Origin of the sequence: Streptomyces sp. MspMP-M5, from assembly GCF_000373585.1 — a bacterium.
Lineage (GTDB): Bacteria > Actinomycetota > Actinomycetes > Streptomycetales > Streptomycetaceae > Streptomyces.
Genome location: NZ_KB891951.1, coordinates 132,499 through 147,578 on the forward strand (window position 1 = coordinate 132,499; position 15,080 = coordinate 147,578).

Annotated in this window: 12 protein-coding genes; 3 read left to right on the forward strand and 9 right to left on the reverse strand. The window is 75.2% G+C overall.

Annotation, left to right across the window (positions count from 1 at the left end):
* Window positions 1-177 precede the first annotated feature (177 nt).
* Window positions 178-1,605: a xylulokinase gene (gene xylB, locus B073_RS0136340; RefSeq protein ID WP_018542975.1), complete on the reverse strand. Its 1,428-nt coding sequence runs from the start codon at window positions 1,603-1,605 to the stop codon at window positions 178-180.
* A 142-nt stretch (window positions 1,606-1,747) separates the two neighbouring features.
* Window positions 1,748-2,716 carry an acetylxylan esterase gene (locus tag B073_RS0136345; protein WP_018542976.1) on the reverse strand — a complete coding sequence of 323 codons (969 nt, stop codon included), beginning with the start codon at window positions 2,714-2,716 and terminating at the stop codon, window positions 1,748-1,750.
* A gap of 191 nt (window positions 2,717-2,907) precedes the next feature.
* Here B073_RS0136345 and B073_RS0136350 point away from each other — a divergent pair, with 191 nt between their 5' ends.
* Window positions 2,908-3,765, forward strand: a complete 858-nt coding sequence (locus tag B073_RS0136350) for a hypothetical protein (RefSeq protein WP_018542977.1) — start codon at window positions 2,908-2,910, stop codon at window positions 3,763-3,765.
* 94 nt (window positions 3,766-3,859) lie between these two features.
* On the opposite strand, the gene mmuM is transcribed toward B073_RS0136350, so the two are convergent.
* The 4 genes from mmuM to B073_RS0136370 form a co-directional block, all read right to left on the reverse strand.
* Window positions 3,860-4,786 carry a homocysteine S-methyltransferase gene (gene mmuM, locus B073_RS0136355; RefSeq protein ID WP_018542978.1) on the reverse strand — a complete coding sequence of 309 codons (927 nt, stop codon included), beginning with the start codon at window positions 4,784-4,786 and terminating at the stop codon, window positions 3,860-3,862.
* Window positions 4,787-4,811: 25 nt separating this feature from the next.
* Window positions 4,812-5,684: a YceI family protein gene (locus B073_RS0136360; protein WP_018542979.1), complete on the reverse strand. Its 873-nt coding sequence runs from the start codon at window positions 5,682-5,684 to the stop codon at window positions 4,812-4,814.
* Between the two features lie 241 nt (window positions 5,685-5,925).
* Window positions 5,926-7,275 (reverse strand): SWF or SNF family helicase, encoded by a 1,350-nt coding sequence (locus tag B073_RS0136365; protein WP_234025251.1) that lies wholly within the window; start codon window positions 7,273-7,275, stop codon window positions 5,926-5,928.
* An 80-nt stretch (window positions 7,276-7,355) separates the two neighbouring features.
* Window positions 7,356-10,394, reverse strand: coding sequence for a DEAD/DEAH box helicase (locus tag B073_RS0136370; protein WP_018542981.1), 3,039 nt, complete (start codon window positions 10,392-10,394; stop codon window positions 7,356-7,358).
* A gap of 149 nt (window positions 10,395-10,543) precedes the next feature.
* Here B073_RS0136370 and B073_RS0136375 point away from each other — a divergent pair, with 149 nt between their 5' ends.
* Window positions 10,544-10,726 carry a hypothetical protein gene (locus B073_RS0136375; protein ID WP_018542982.1) on the forward strand — a complete coding sequence of 61 codons (183 nt, stop codon included), beginning with the start codon at window positions 10,544-10,546 and terminating at the stop codon, window positions 10,724-10,726.
* A gap of 40 nt (window positions 10,727-10,766) precedes the next feature.
* Here the strand turns inward: B073_RS0136375 and B073_RS0136380 are convergent, their stop codons facing one another.
* Window positions 10,767-11,552 (reverse strand): hypothetical protein, encoded by a 786-nt coding sequence (locus B073_RS0136380; RefSeq protein ID WP_018542983.1) that lies wholly within the window; start codon window positions 11,550-11,552, stop codon window positions 10,767-10,769.
* A gap of 261 nt (window positions 11,553-11,813) precedes the next feature.
* Here B073_RS0136380 and B073_RS0136385 point away from each other — a divergent pair, with 261 nt between their 5' ends.
* Window positions 11,814-12,728, forward strand: a complete 915-nt coding sequence (locus tag B073_RS0136385; protein WP_018542984.1) for an oxygenase MpaB family protein — start codon at window positions 11,814-11,816, stop codon at window positions 12,726-12,728.
* Between the two features lie 23 nt (window positions 12,729-12,751).
* Here the strand turns inward: B073_RS0136385 and B073_RS0136390 are convergent, their stop codons facing one another.
* Window positions 12,752-13,363, reverse strand: a complete 612-nt coding sequence (locus tag B073_RS0136390; protein ID WP_018542985.1) for a class I SAM-dependent methyltransferase — start codon at window positions 13,361-13,363, stop codon at window positions 12,752-12,754.
* Window positions 13,360-14,856: a purine-cytosine permease family protein gene (locus tag B073_RS0136395; protein ID WP_026248056.1), complete on the reverse strand. Its 1,497-nt coding sequence runs from the start codon at window positions 14,854-14,856 to the stop codon at window positions 13,360-13,362. The genes B073_RS0136390 and B073_RS0136395 overlap by 4 nt, the downstream gene beginning before the upstream one ends.
* Between the last annotated feature and the right edge of the window lie 224 nt (window positions 14,857-15,080).

Here is a 15,080-nt window from a genome sequence, read left to right on the forward strand (position 1 = left end):
CAGAAATATGCCCCGGCAGCTCGCCGCCGCATCGAAGATAGTGGCGCTGTTTTTATCCGCACAATCGCTCGATGGGGTGGCATGGATATAAGTTTCCGTGGAAAGAGTTTAGGTTTTTTCGGTGCTGGGCAAAGTGTGCCGGGGTGATTCCGGCGGTGCAGGTGCGGGGCGCCGCCGTCAGCCGCCGAGCAGCGCCGCTCCGTCCGCCAGTGTGGCCGTCAGCCGTGCCCAGGCGGCGTCGTCCCGCTCCCGGGCCGGGTACTCCGCGCCGCGGGCCGTGCCCCACCGGCGCGCCACCGCCGCCGGATCCTCGCCCAGCAGCAGCCCGGCCGCCTGCGCCGCGGCGCCGAGTGCGGCCAGTTCGCCGGCCTCGGGCACCACCACCGGGCGGCCCGAGAGCCGCCGTACGGTCTCCCGCCAGGCGCTGCCGCGGGCCCCGCCGCCGATCAGCAGCAGTGGCGCACCGGGCGCGGTCTCCGGCCCCGACACCTGATCGAGGGCCCGCAGGAGGGTGAACACCGCGCCGTCGTAGGCGGCTTGGAGCAGTTGGCCGGGTGTGGTGTCGTGGCGCAGGCCGTGCAGCAGGCCCGAGGCGTGCGGGAGGTTCGGCGTCCGCTCGCCGTCCAGGAAGGGCAGCAGCACGGCGCCGCCGCCCGGCTCGACGGCCTCCCGGTCGCGGCCGAGCAGCGCCGCCACCCGGTCCACGGCGAGTGTGCAGTTGAGTGTGCAGGCCAGCGGCAGCCAGTCGCCGCGGGCGTCGGCGAAGCCGGCGACGGTGCCGGTCGGATCGGCGGGCCGGCGGGTGGTGACCGCGTACACCGTGCCGGAGGTGCCCAGGCTCAGCACCGGCTGGCCGGGGCGCAGGCCCAGGCCGAGCGCCGCCGCCATGTTGTCGCCCGTCCCGGCGGCCACCAACGCGCCGTGCGGGAGCGGGAGTTCGTCGGTGCGTACGCTGCCCGCCGCTTCTCCGGGGAGTGCGACCCGCGGCAGCATCGCGGGCGTCAGCCCGACCCGCTCCAGGGTCCCGGCGTCGTACGCCCCGGTGGACGCCGCCCACCAGCCGGTGCCGGAGGCGTCGCCGCGGTCGGTGACGGCTTGGCCGGTGAGCCGCTGGACGAGGTAGTCGTGCGGCAGCCGGACGGCGGCGGTGGCGGCCGCCGCGTCCGGCTCGTGGGCGCGCAGCCAGGCCCACTTGGCGACCGTGAACGCCGGGCCCGGCACGCTCCCGATGCGCTCCGCCCATGCCTGCGGGCCGCCGCCCTCGGCGATCAGCCGGGCGCTCTCGCGGGCCGGCCGGACGTCGTTCCACAGCAGTGCCGGGCGCACCGGCTCGCCGGCCGCGTCCAGTGTCACCAGCCCGTGCTGCTGGCCGGCGACGGAGATCGCGGACGCCTGGCGCGCGGCGGGACCGCATCGGGCCAGTGCCTCGCCCAGCGCCTGCCACCACTGCCGCGGATCGCTCTCCTTGCCGGGGCCGCCGACCGTGTGCGGTGCCTGGCCCCGGGCCAGCACCTCGCCGGTCTCCGCGTCCACGACCAGCGTCTTGGTGGACTGCGTCGAGCTGTCCACGCCGACGACCAGCGGTCCGGCCGCCTGTGCGCCCATCGGGCACCTCCCTCCGCGGCCGGTGGTGCCAGGCCCTGATCCGGGGCTCCCGGCCGCTCAGGGCCCCGGCGTGCAGCCGCATCGTAATGTGCGGGCCGCGGGCCGCGGGCGGCCTGTGGACGACACGCGCGGCCGGTGCGGATCAGCCGCCGAACAGCTCGCGGAGGAAGCGGATTTCCGCGGTCCGCTGGGCGCCCCCGCCGCTCTCGTGGGCGTTGAACCGCCAGACCTCCAGCCGTTTGTCGCCCGCGTAGTGGTGGTGGGCGGCGAATCCGGTGGACGGCGGGGCGATCTCGTCGCGCAGTGCGGTGCCGAAGAGCGCCGGGGCGGTGGCGCGGGCCGCGAAGTTCAGGCCGTCGAAGTGGTCGAGGGTGTGCAGCGCGGTGTCGATGTGGCCGCGCTGGCCGGCGAAGTAGCGGGCCAGTTCGCCGTACGGCCCCTGGTCGGTGAGGTCGAGGGCGCGCCGGATGTGAGTGAGGAACGGCGCGTCGATCAGTGCGCCGGCGAGCCCGGGGACGAGCCCGGTCATGGCCAGCGCGAGGGCGCCGCCCTGGCTGTGGCCGGCGACCACGATCCGCTCGGCGTCCACCGCCGGGTGGCCGCGGGCCGCCTCCACGGCCCGTACGGCGTCGGTGAACAGCCGCCGGTAGTAGTAGGTGTCGGGATCCAGCAGGCCCTGGGTCAGCTTGCCCGGTACGCCCGGGTGCGCGGCGCCCACCGGGTCGGGGGTGTCGCCGGGCCGGTCGGGGCCGCTCTGGCCGCGGGTGTCCATGACCAGCGTGGCGTAGCCGGCCGACGGCCACAGCAGCCAGTTGTGCGGCAGCAGTCGGCCGCCGCCGTAGCCGAGGTACTGCACCACGCACGGCAGCCGCCCGGCGGCGGTGCGCGGTCGCAGGAACCAGCCGCGGATCCGGTGCCCGCCGAAGCCGGTGAACTCCACGTCGTCGGTGTGCAGCCGGGTCAGGCCGGTGTCGGCCGTGGTGAACCGGGGGGCGAGGTCGTGGGCGCGGGCCTCGTCCAGGGTGCGCTGCCAGAAGGCGTCGAAACCGGGGGGTTCGGGCAGCGGTGGGCGGTAGCGGCGCAGTTCGTCCAGGGGAAGGTCGGTGAACATGGAGCACCTCCGGGCAGTGAGGCGTACACGTCGGGCACGTTAGGGTCTGTCCGGGCGACCAGGGCCCAGGGCCGTCCGTCCCGGGCCGTGGAGCACCAACGGTGGCCTCAGGGGTGGATGTTTCGCCTCGGAACGGTCCAGATCGGTCACCGCGTCCTTGACTCCCCATCAAAGAAGCGATCACTTCCGCCATGAGCTTTCCCCCGCCCCCGCCGTCCAACCAGCCGCCGCACCAGCCGCCCCAGGGGGAGCCGGGCGGTTTTGGCCCGCCGGGAGGCGGCTACGGGCCCGGCGGGCAGCAGCCGGGGCCGGGGGGTTACGGGCCGGGCGGCTACGGGCCCTCGGCCCCGCAGGCCGGGCAGCCGCCGGCCGGCCCGTACGGTGCGCCCGCCGGCGGCTTCGGCCCGCCCGCGTCCGGCGGTCCCGGTGGCTGGCAGCAGCCGCCCGCGCCACCCTCCGGCGGTGGCAACGGCACCGCGATCGCGCTGATCATCGGCGCCGGCGTGCTCGTCGTGGCGCTCGTCGTCGGGTGCGTCGTCTGGGCCAACAGCGGTGACGGCGGCGGCACTCAGGCCCGGCCGGGCACCGGCGCCTCGGCGAGCGCCACCCCCTCGGCCTCCGACTCCGCCTCCCCGACGCCGTCCGCCTCCACGACCCCCACCGGCCCGGAGACCTCCCCGTCCGCACCCACGGGCCGCACTGCGCCGTTCTACACGCTGAAGACGGGCGACTGCTTCGACATCCCGCCGGGCGGGAACGGCGGCAACAACCGGGCGGCGTCCTGCAACGGCCCGCACGACGCCGAGGTCGTCTTCGTCTACACCCTGCCGCGCGGCCTGGCCTCCGAGAACGAGATCAAGGACAAGGCGTCCGCGCTGTGCTCCATCGAGCTCCCGGACAAGGCGGCCAAGCAGCCCGCCGGGACGGCCGGGGGCACCTACGTTCAGTTCCCGACCGTCCACGGCTACAAGCTGGGCGTCAAGTCCGTGGTGTGCAGCCTGACCGGCAACCGCAGCGGCACCAAGAAGCTCACCAAGCCGCTGGTCTGAGGCGGTGCGGTGGTCGGGGAGAGGCCGTGAGGGCTCGTCGTGCCCGTCTCGGGCGCGCGGAGACCAGGCCGCCGCCGGGTTTCCCGCGCCCCGGTCAGCGGCCCAGTGCCGTCGCCAACTCCGCGATGGCGTCCGGGCCGACCCGGCAGCAGCCGCCGATCAGCCGGGCGCCCGCCGCGACCCAGCCGGCCACCCGGTCCGCGGTGAAGGTGGGGCTGCCGCGCCAGGCGCGGGCCGTGGCGTCCCAGCGCTCCCCGCTGTTGGGGTAGACCACGACCGGCTTGCCGGTGACCCGGGCGGCGAGCGCCACCGCCCGGTCGGCGTCGTCCGGCGTGCAGCAGTTCACGCCGACCGCGATCACCTCGTCCGCGTCGGCGGTCAGGGCGAACGCCTCGGCCAGCGGCTGCCCGGCGCGGGTGCGGTCGCCGGCGACGCTGTACGAGAGATAGGCCGGGACGCCGAGGCCGCGCACGGCCCGCAGCAGGGCCCGCGCCTCGTCCGCGTCCGGCACCGTCTCCAGGGCGAGCACGTCGGGCCGGGCGGCGGCCAGGACTTCCAGGCGCGGCCGGTGGAAGCGCTCCAACGCGTCCACGGACAGCCCGTACCGGCCGCGGTATTCGGAGCCGTCCGCCAGCATCGCCCCGTACGGGCCCGCCGACGCGGCGACACGGAGCGGTCCGGTGACGCCGCCCGCGCGGGCCCGGGCGGCTGCCTCGCGGGCCAGCTCGACGCTGCGGCGCAGCAGCCCGGCGGTTTCCTCCGGGCCGATGCCGCGCCGCGCGAAGCCCTCGAACGTGGCCTGGTAGCTGGAGGTGATGGCGACCTGGGCGCCCGCCTCGTAGTACGTCTGGTGGGCCCGTACCACCGCTTCCGGTTCCTCGGCGAGGAGTCGGGCCGACCACAGGGCGTCGCTCAGGTCGTGGCCCTGGGCTTCCAGTTGGTTGGAGAGACCGCCGTCGAGGACGACCGGTCCGGCGGCGAGCGCCTGGGCGAGCGGCGGCTGGGGCGACGGGCCGGTCATGGGGTTCGACCTCTCCTTGCGGTGGCTACTCGGGCCGGACCGCCTGGATGTCCAGCTCGACCCGGATCGTAGCGCCGATCGCGGCGATGCCCCTGGCCAGCATCTTGCGCCAGTCCAGGGTGAAGTCCTCGCGGTGCAGTTCGGTGACGGCCTGGCACGCGGTGCGGGTCTCGCCCATGATGCCGGTGCCGATGCCCAGGTAGCGGGTGTCCAACTGGACGGTGCGGCTGACGCCGTGCAGATGGAGCACGCCCTGCACCGCCCACCGGCTGCCTCCCTTGTGGACGAACCGCTCGCCGGCGAACTGGAGATGGGGGAACCTGGCGACGTCCAGGAATTCCGCCGAACGCAGGTGGTCGTCGCGCATCCGCACGCCGGTGTCGATGCTCGCCGCGTCGATGGTCACCTCGACCCGGGAGTCCGCCATCCGCTCGCCGACCCACAGGCCGCCCTCGAAGCGGTTGAACCGGCCGTGGATCTCGGCCAGTCCGATGTGCCGGGCGGTGAAGCGGATGGCACTGTGGTCGGGGTCCAGGCGCCACTGGCCGGCGTCGGGCAGCGGCAGTGCCGGCGCCAGTTCCAGGGTGATCGGGCGGGGCGCGGTCCGTTCGCCGGCCGCCAGCCGGACCTCGCAGCGGACCGGACTGAAGCCGTCGCAGGTCACCAGGAGCCGGTAGTCGCCCGGTGGCAGGGTGACGGTCAGCCGGCCGTTGGGGTCGGTCCGGCCGGCCGTCGCCTCCTGGCCGTCGGCGTCCCGGACGGAGATCGCCACCCCGGCCATCGGCAGTCCGACGGGATCGTTGACGCACAGGTCCAGCGCGCCCGCCCCGCGGGGGAGGGCGGGCTGGAGGCTGTGCGGCGTACGGTCGCGCAGGCGGTGCAGGAAGGCGAGCGGCATGGCAGGACGGGGCCCTAACGGTCGGTTCGGTCCGACCGTCGGAACGGTCGAACGGCGGACATACGGGACGCGTGCCGCCGCAAGCCTGGACAGCGGGAGCCGGGCGGGCAGCATCGCGGAATGAATCGCATGAAAAGGGTGCGGATTCGGTCCCATCCTGTCATTGGCGCCGACCCGAAATGACCAATGGGTGTCAAGGTCTGATCAAACGTGACGTTTCTCGCATCGCGGCGGGATTCCCCTACGAGAACCCGCCCGGTGCGTCCGCCGCGAGGGCGGCCAGCGCCGCCGCCGGATCGTCCGCGGCCGGCCCGGCCGGTGCCCACCGGCCGGCCTCCTTGCGGAACGGCCACCATCGGCCGTCGCGCCCGTAGCGGAGCTGGGTGCCGCCGCCCACCACGGTCCAGCGGTTCCCGGCGGCCCGTAGCCGCGGCCGGGACGCCTCGTCCTCCCAGGCGGCCGCCAACCGGTCCTGCACACGGGACAGCACCTCGGGCGTCGGCATCCACTCCTCCTCCAGAGCCGCCAACCCGGCCGCGCCGCCCGTCCGCCAGGCACGAACGGCCAGCGCCAGGCCCCGTGCACCGCGGCCCGTGCCGTCCGCCAGGCGGGCCGCGACGGCCGCCCCGGGCCCCGCTGCGGCCAGCCGCACCGCGTCCTGGGAGAGCGCCGGAGCGGGCGTCGGCGGGGCGTCGGCGTGCTCGGGCGCGAGCGCCTCCGCCAGCAGCCGCCGGGCGCGCGCCGCCGCGTCCGCGACGAGGAACTCCAGTGCGTCCGCCGCGATTCCGGGCGCCGGCGGGGTGCCCCCGCCGAGCGCCGGTGCCGGGCCGGGGGACGTGACCGGCGGCGGGGGCGGCGGCAGCGGCGGCAGGACGTCCCGCGCCGCGTACGCCTCGGCGGCGGGCACGCCCGCCTCCTCCCCGCCTGCGGGACCGGCCGGCCCGGCCGCCGCCTCGGCCCGGGCCGCGCTGCGCCGCTGGAGCTCGTCCAGCAGCTCCTCCTCGCCCCGCCCGCGCAACAGCAGCAGCACGAACGGGTCCTGGTCCAGCAGCCGCGCCACCTGGTAGCACAGCGCCGCCGCGTGCGCGCAGTGGTCCCACGCCTCGCAGCCGCACTCCGGCTCCAGGTCCCCGATGCCCGGCAGGAGTTCGACGCCGGCCGCCGCCGCGTCCTCCACCAGGACCGGCGGCATATCGCGGTCCAGGAGGGCCGCCAGGTGCCCGGCCCGGTCCGCGACGACGTCCAGCAGCCGGTCCCAGTCCGCCGCGCTCAGCTGCTGCAGCAGCACGTCGGAGCGGTACGCGGTGTGGTCGGGGTCCTGGACAACGGCGGTCAGCCGGCCGGGGCGCACGGAGACCGCGCCGACCGCCCCGGCACGCGCATGACGGCGGCCCAGCTTCAGCTGTTTCCCGTCCAGGGCCGTGTCCTCCAGTGCCTTCAGCCACGCCTGACCCCACCAGGTGCGCGCGAAGCCCCGGCCGCGCGTCACCGGCAGCGCCGCGAAGGTCCGCTCCGGCACCGCCGCCCCGGCCCCGCTCCCGTACACCGCGTCCCCGCCTTCCCTGTGGTGCTCCGCCGCGTCCCTGTTCATCGTGTCCCCCTCCAGCAGCCCGTCCCCGTACACAAGGGCCGCCCTTCTGCCTGTCCCGTGGTCCCTGGTCGTCCTCCCGTTCACCGGTCGCTCCCGCGCAGCGCCACCAGGTCCGCGAGCTCGGCGTCGGTGAGTTCGGTCAGCGCCGCCTCGCCGGAGCCGAGGACCGCGTCCGCCAACCGCTGCTTACGGGCGAGCAGGGCGGCGATCCGGTCCTCGACGGTGCCCTCGGTGACCATCCGGTGCACCTGGACCGGCTGGGTCTGCCCGATGCGGTAGGCCCGGTCGGTGGCCTGCGCCTCGACCGCCGGGTTCCACCAGCGGTCGAAGTGCACGACATGGGAGGCCCGGGTGAGGTTCAGGCCGGTGCCCGCCGCCTTCAACGACAACAGGAACACCGGCACTTCGCCCTCCTGGAAGCGCCGCACCATCTCCTCCCGTCGGGCCACCGGCGTCCCGCCGTGGAGGAGTTGGGCCGGCACCCCGCGCGCCGCCAGATGGCCGGCCAGCAGCCGCGCCATCTGTACGTACTGGGTGAACACCAGGACGCCCGCACCCTCGGCGAGGAGAGTGTCCAGCAGCTCGTCGAGCAGCTCCGCCTTCCCCGACCGCCCGGCGAACCGCGCGGACCCGGCGTCCGGCCCGCCGGGCGGCTCCTTGAGGTAGTGCGCGGGGTGGTTGCAGATCTGCTTGAGCGAGGTCAGGAGCTTGACCACCAGGCCGCGCCGCGCCAGCCCGTCCGTCCCGGCGATCTCGCCGAGGCCCTCGCGCACCACCGCCTCGTACAGCTCGGCCTGTTCCCCCGTGAGCGCCACCGCCCGGTCGGTCTCCGTCTTGGGTGGCAGCTCCGGTGCGATCCCCGGGTCGGACTTCCGCCGGCGCAGCAGGAACGGCCGCACCAGACGGGCCAGCCGCTCCGCCGCGGCGGCCGCCTCCGGGGACCCCGCCGCGCCGCCCTCGATGGCCTGCGCGTGCCGCCGCCGGAACCGGCCCAGCGGCCCCAGCAGCCCTGGCGTCGTCCAGTCCAGGATCGCCCACAGCTCCGACAGGTTGTTCTCCACCGGCGTGCCGGTCAGCGCCACCCTGGCCTGGGCGGGAACGGTGCGCAGCGCCCGGGCGGTGGCCGAGAACGGGTTCTTGACGTGCTGCGCCTCGTCGGCGACGACCAGCCCCCAGCCGGCCCCTGCCAGTCTGGCGGCGTCCAGGCGCATCGTCCCGTAGGTGGTGAGGACGAACTCCCCGTCCGCGAGGTCCGCCAGGCTGCGCCGCCCGGCGTGGTAGCGGCGCACCGGCGTCCCCGGCGCGAACTTCTCGACCTCCCGCTGCCAGTTGCCCATGAGGGAGGTGGGGCAGACGACGAGCGTGGGCCCGGCCGACTCCGAAGTGGTCTGCCGGTGCAGATGCAGGGCGATCAGGGTGAGGGTCTTGCCCAGGCCCATGTCGTCGGCCAGACAACCGCCGAGGCCGAGGGAGGTCATCCGGTGGAGCCAACTCACGCCACGCACCTGGTAGTCGCGCAGGGTGGCGGCGAGCCCCGGGGGCGGGCCGAGCGCCGGGTCCTCGGTGCGCTCGGGGTCGGCCAGGCGGTCGCGCAGCCGGGCGAGCCGGCCGGATGCCAGGACCTCCACCCGCTGTCCGTCGCCGTCCTCGGCGGTGCCGGTGAGCGCGGCGCCCAGGGCGTCGAGCGGGGTGACCGCGCGGTCCTCGCGGTCCCGGGCGGCGCGCACCGCCTCGGGGTCCACCAGGACCCACCGGCCGCGCAGCCGCACCAGCGGGCGCCGCGCCTCGGCGAGCCGGTCCAGTTCCGCCCGGTCGATCTCCTGGTCGCCGATGGCGAACCGCCAGCTGAACGAGAGCAGCGCGTCCGCGGAGACCAACGAGGGCAGCCCGCCGGCCACCGCCCCGGTTCCGTGTGCGGTGTTCTCCGGTTCGTCGGGCAGGCCCACCACGGCCCGTGTGGTGAGCGTCCGGGCCAGCTCCGCCGGCCAGTGGACCCGCACCCCGGCGGCGGCCAGCGCGCCGGACGCCGGGCCCAGCAACTCGGCGACCTCCTCGTCCGCCAGCTCCAGCGCGTCCGGCACCGCCGCGGACAGCAGCGGCGCCAGCGGTTCCCACGCGGCGGCCGCCCGGCGCAGCGTCAGCAGGGCCTCGGTCCGCGCCCGCGGCCCGAAGGCCCGCCCCGCCGGAGCCGTGCCCGACCACACTTCCGCCGCGTCCGCGACCACCGTCGGATCGGCCGCGCTGTGCACCTGGACGACGGCAGTGAACGCGACATCCGGGGCCGCACCGGATTCCGGGTCCGGCCCCGGTGCGCGCGCATCGCGTTCGTCCGTCCACTCCGGGCCCGCTCCGTGCACCTCCACGCGCAGCGAGAGCCGCACCCCCGCGTCGTGGCCGGCGGCGATCTCCGCGGCCCAGGCGCGCTGTTCCGGAACGTGCTGCGGGGCGGGCGCCGCGAACGCCGGCCCGCCGGCGGCCAGTTCGGCCGCGGGTGTACGGGGAAGCCCGTCGACGACCGCGTCCAGAAAGGCCCGCACCAGCCGCTCCGGTTCCGGCAGCCGGACCGGGCCGCTCCCGGGGAGCGGGGCGGCGTGGGCGTACGGCGGCATCGCGGCGGCCAGCTCGCGCAGCCGCGCCGTGTCGTCCGGGTCCAGCGGGCCGGCCCGCCAGGCGTCGTGGTCGGTGGGACTGAGGCCGGGCAGCAGCCGGCCGTGGGCCGCGATGCGGAACGCCAGCAGCGCGGCCGCGCCCCAGAAGGCGGCGGCCGGATGGGTGTGCCGGCCGCCCCGTATCCGGGTGAGCACGGGGAGCGCAGCGGCGACCGGCAGCACCAGGGCCGGTACGGCGCACACGGTGATGCCGTCGCCGTCGCCGCTCCTGTCCACTGCTTCGTCGTCGTCCGGCCCGGTGGGCAGGGCGACGGTCAGCTGCTCCGGTGCGGGCCGGTGCGCGCCGCTGCCCTCGGGCGCGCCGTACGGGGAGGTGTCCGGTACCGGTGCACCGTCCGGGCGCCAGAAGGCGACCCGACCGAGCCGGGGCGGATCCGAGGGCAGGAAGACCGCCGCGCAGCGGGCGAGATCCAAGAGCGGGGAGGGCGTGACCGCGGGGAGGGAAGCCACTGGGCCGGGTACTCCTCAAATTTGACTACTGGAGCATGGAGCGCCCGAGGGTACAGCACGATCCGGCCGGTCGGGGAACCTCTGGAGCCGAACCGGCGTTCAATGGAATACGACAGAGCGCGGCGCAGGCCGCGGAAAGGGCGTGAAGGATGTCCACACAGGCGAAGGTCGCGATCGGTGGTGTCGCGGTGGGAGTGCTCCTGCTGTGGTTGCTGCCCTTCTGGGCGGCCGTCTTGGTCATGGTCGGTATCCCGGCCGCCGCGTATCTGACGCTCGACTCCTCCCAGCGGCGCCGGCTGCGCCGGGCCGGCCGCAAGCAGCTCGGGCGCTGAGCCGGCGGCCCCGGCCCGTCCGCCCCGGGGTCGCGGGCCGTCAGACGGGGCGGGCCGCCAGCCCGTCCAACGACGCCAGCAGCCCGGGAAGTTCGGGCCCTCGGCCCACCGGGTGCACCTGCCCGGGCTCCTCGTCCAGCAGGACGAACGCGATGTCGTCGGTGCGGGCCACCATGCTCCAGCCGGGCCCGTCGACCCGCAGCGTACGGGCCTCGCCGGCGGCGAACGACGACCGCACCCGGCCGGGCGGCGGCGGCTCGGCGACGTAGCCGCGGGCCTGCGCCAGCACTCGCCGCACGCCCGGGTGCCGCTCCTCGCCGGGCTCCGCGAAGGAGACCTCCTCATCCTCCACCTGGGCCCGCCAGGACGCCCACTGCAGGGCTATCTCGTCCGCGCCCAGCCGCCGCTGGGCCGGCCCCCAGTCCGCGGCGTCCGGCGGTACCAGCGGCGCCCGGTCGCCCTCCTGCGGCTCCGGATCGTGCGGCTCCGGCACCCCGGGCGCCGCCACCGCGAGGGCCAGCGGCCACCCCGGGAGCGCCACGACGATGCCGTCCTCGCCCGGTGACAGGTCGTACTCCATGCCGCAGTCCCAGGCCGCGATCGCACAGGCCACCAGCGACACGTCCTCGGTGGCGACGGTCCAGCGCGCCCCCGTGCCGTCCTGGCCGAGGACCAGCCCGTAGCCCTCCGCGTAGGGCTCGAGGCCGAGGCCCGCACACACCTCGGGGTAGTCGTCGCCGAGCACGCTCGGGAACTGCGCGGGCGTCAGCAGCACCGCCGTCAGCACGAACAGCTGGTCGCTGTCGGCGCTCTCGGTCGTCGGCACGCCGGGCCTCCCTCCACTAAGGTCCGCACTTCGCCGCGCACCCTAATTGGCCGGGTGCGGCCTTGTCACCAGCCGTACGCTGCGACGATGCCATCCCGTGACGTCGGTGAAGGAGCCGTGGAGGACCCCGCCCGCCGACGCCCCGGCCATCTCGCGTAGAAATCCGGCCATTGCGGCCCCCGGCCCCTCGCCCGGAACGGTGCGGCAGTGCACCCGCGCCCGTACTGTGGGAACTTCGGCCGACGAAGGGACGGACAACAGGTGCGGCGCTACGACTGGTTGCGGGAGATCCAACGGCTCGATCCGGAGCGTGACTTCCTGCGGATCCACCGCATCACCTACGCCCACGAATTCCCGTGGGACATCACCAGGGCGCTGGAACTGGCGCTCTACCGCACCTACGCGGTGCCGAGCATCGGACGGCTGCTCGCCGAGACCGGAGAGCTGACGGACCGTACGCAGAAGCGCTACGACGACACCGTCCTCCTCCTGGACACCGTCGTGGAGCACGGCTTCGACGCCGGCGACGGCCGGACCGCGATCCGCCGCATCAACCAGATGCACCGCAGCTACGACATCACCAACGACGACATGCGCTACGTCCTGTGCACCTTCGTGGTGGTGCCGATCCGCTGGATCGACCAGTACGGCTGGCGGCCGCTGAGCGAGCACGAGAAGCGCGCCATGGCTGCCTACTACCGCACCCTCGGCCGCCACATGGGGATCGCCGACATCCCGCGGACCCACGAGGAGTTCGCCAAGTGCCTGGACGCCTACGAGGAGGCGCACTTCGGCTGGGACGCCGGCGCCCGCCGGGTGGCCGACGCCTCCCTGGACCTGATGGCGGGCTGGTACGGACCGCTCGCCCCGGTGGTGCGCGCCGCGAGCAAGGCCCTCCTGGACGACGCGCTGCTGGACACCTTCGGCTACGACCGGCCCCGGCCAGCGGTGCGGACCGCGGTGCGCACCGCCCTGAAGCTGCGGGCCAGGGCCGTACGGCTGCTCCCGCCGCGCCGTACTCCCCACTACTCCCGGCAGAACCCGGAGATCAAGGGCTACCCCGACGGCTACCGCGTCGCCGAGCTCGGGACCTTCCCCACGCCCCGCCGGCTGGGCAGTTGCCCCGTTCACCCCGTGGGCGGCGACGCTTCCCAGGGGGACCCGGCTTCGTCCTGAGGGGGTGCGGCCGCCGGGGCGCCTCACCCCTGGCGGACCGCCATTGCCAGATAGCGGGCGTCCTCGTCGACGTACCGGATGAGGTCCCAGCCGCTGCCGGCCAGAAGGGGACGCAGGTTGGGTTCGGCCCTGAGGTCGTCGGGGGTGAGCGGGTGCCCCTTGCGGGCCGCGAGGGCCGCCCGCCCGACGGGGTGGAAGAGCGCGAGCCGGCCACCGGGGCGGACCACCCTGGCGAGTTCGGCCAGCCCGGCCCCGGAGTCGGGCAGATGGGAGATCAGCCCGGCGCCGAACACCGCGTCCAGCGCGGCGGACGACAGCGGCAGCCGGGTCACATCGGCGTGCAGCAGGGCCGCGCAGGCGTCGCGTCCGGCCCGTACGGCGGCCGCCAGCATCTCCGGGGTGAGATCGGCGCCCAGGACCGTTCCGCGGGCGCCCACGGCCGCTCTGAGGGCCGGCAGGGCGCGTCCGGTGCCGCAGCCGGCGTCCAGCACCCGCTGGCCCTCCCGCAGGCCCAGTTCGGCCACGCCGGCGGCATAGGCGGGGCCGTCGCCGGGGAACTTGGCGTCCCAGCCGGCGGCGCGGGCGCCGAAGAACGCGCGGACGTCGTGCGGCTGACTGGTGGGCAGGCCGTTCATCGGTCTCCTCGGGGTGCGGTGGGACGGTGGGCCAGCGGCGCGGTGACGGCGTAGAGGACGCCCGCGACGAGCAGCGCGGCCACCACCCCGATGTTCATGGCGCCCGGTGTGCCGTGCGCGGCGCGGTCGGTGAGCAGGAACCCCACGACCCGGGCGATGTGGGGATCGGCGGAGGTGATCAGGCCGAGCCCGACGACGGTGGCGACGGTGAGCGAGAGGACCGCGGGCCACCCTACGGCGGGCGCCGCGGACGGCCCGGAACCGGAGCGGCGGCCGCGCCACCGCGCCACCAGGAAGACCGCGGTCCACGCGGCCATCGCCACCCCGACGACGGACAGGAACGCCTGGAACGTGGCGAAGAATCCGGGCGAGACGAACAGCACGTACCAGCCGCCGAAGGCCATCAGCGCCCCGTCCACCAGGACCGCCAGATGCCGGCGGACAGGCACCCCGAGGGCCAGCAGCGACATCCCCGAGCTGTAGATGTCCATGATCGCCCCGGAGACGAACCCCCCGATGGCGGTCAGCAGATACGGCACCAGGAACCACGTGGGCAGCGCCGCGGCGAGCGCGCCCACGGGGTCGGCGGAGGCCGCGGCGGCGAGCTTCGGATCGCCGGCGTTCAGCAGCACCCCGAAGACCAGCAGCACCACGGGGGCGAGCACCCCGCCCAGTGTCGTCCAGCCGGTGATCGCCCGGCCACTGCTGCCGCGCGGCAGGTAACGGCTGTAGTCCGCACCGCAGTTGACCCACCCCAGCCCCAGCAGGGTCATCGCGAAGACCACGCCCCCGATGGCCGTGCCGAGGCCGCCCGGCCGGCCCTCCAGGAGCGCGGAGGGGTGGATGCGGTCGGCCGTCAGCACCATGTAGGCCACGGTCATCACGGTGATGGCGGCGGTCAGGTACTGCTGTACCTTCATGATCAGCGCGTGCCCGTAGACGCCCACGACCACCACCGACACGGCGGTCACCGCGAAGCACAGTGCCTGGGCCGCGGTGGTCGGCGTCCGCCCGTCCGCCCGGGCGAAGACCGCCGGCGAGACGCGCGCCAGGATGGTGGCGCCGCCCAGGGAGGAGAGCGCGACCAGCACCGTCTCCCAGCCGACGTTGGAGACGTAACTGAACACTGTGGGCAGCTTGTTGCCCCGCCGGCCGAACACGGCCCGCCCGATGGCCATGGTGGGGGCGCCCGTCCGCGCCCCCGCCACCGACACCAGGCCGACCAGGACGAACGACAGCACATAGCCGACCGTCCCGGTCACCACCGCCTGCCAGGCATTGAGGCCGAGCCCCATGACGTAGATCCCGTAGGCGATGCCGAGCAGGGACAGCCCGGAGGCGGCCCACGGCCAGAACAGCGAACGGGGCGTGCCGTGCCGCTCGGCGTCCGGTACCGGGTCGATGCCGTTGCGCTCCACGGCCGACACAGAGGTGTTCGCCCCGCCGGACGTGGAGTGCCGTTCCGGTGACCGTGGTGCCCGCTGCTGCGTCATGCGCACATGATTCCCCATGGCCGGCACCGCCGGGGAACGTCTGTACGGAGACTGCGGTGCGGTATACGGGCGGCGCGGTACGACGTGGCCGAAAACCCCATCGTGCCCCGAGGGCGGGGCGGCTTTCCCGAATCCGGGGAAATCCCGATCAGCGGGCGGTACGGTCCTCGCCAAGGATCTCCGGACGGCACGTGGTGCCGCCCCCGGCCCCGTCGCTGTGCCCT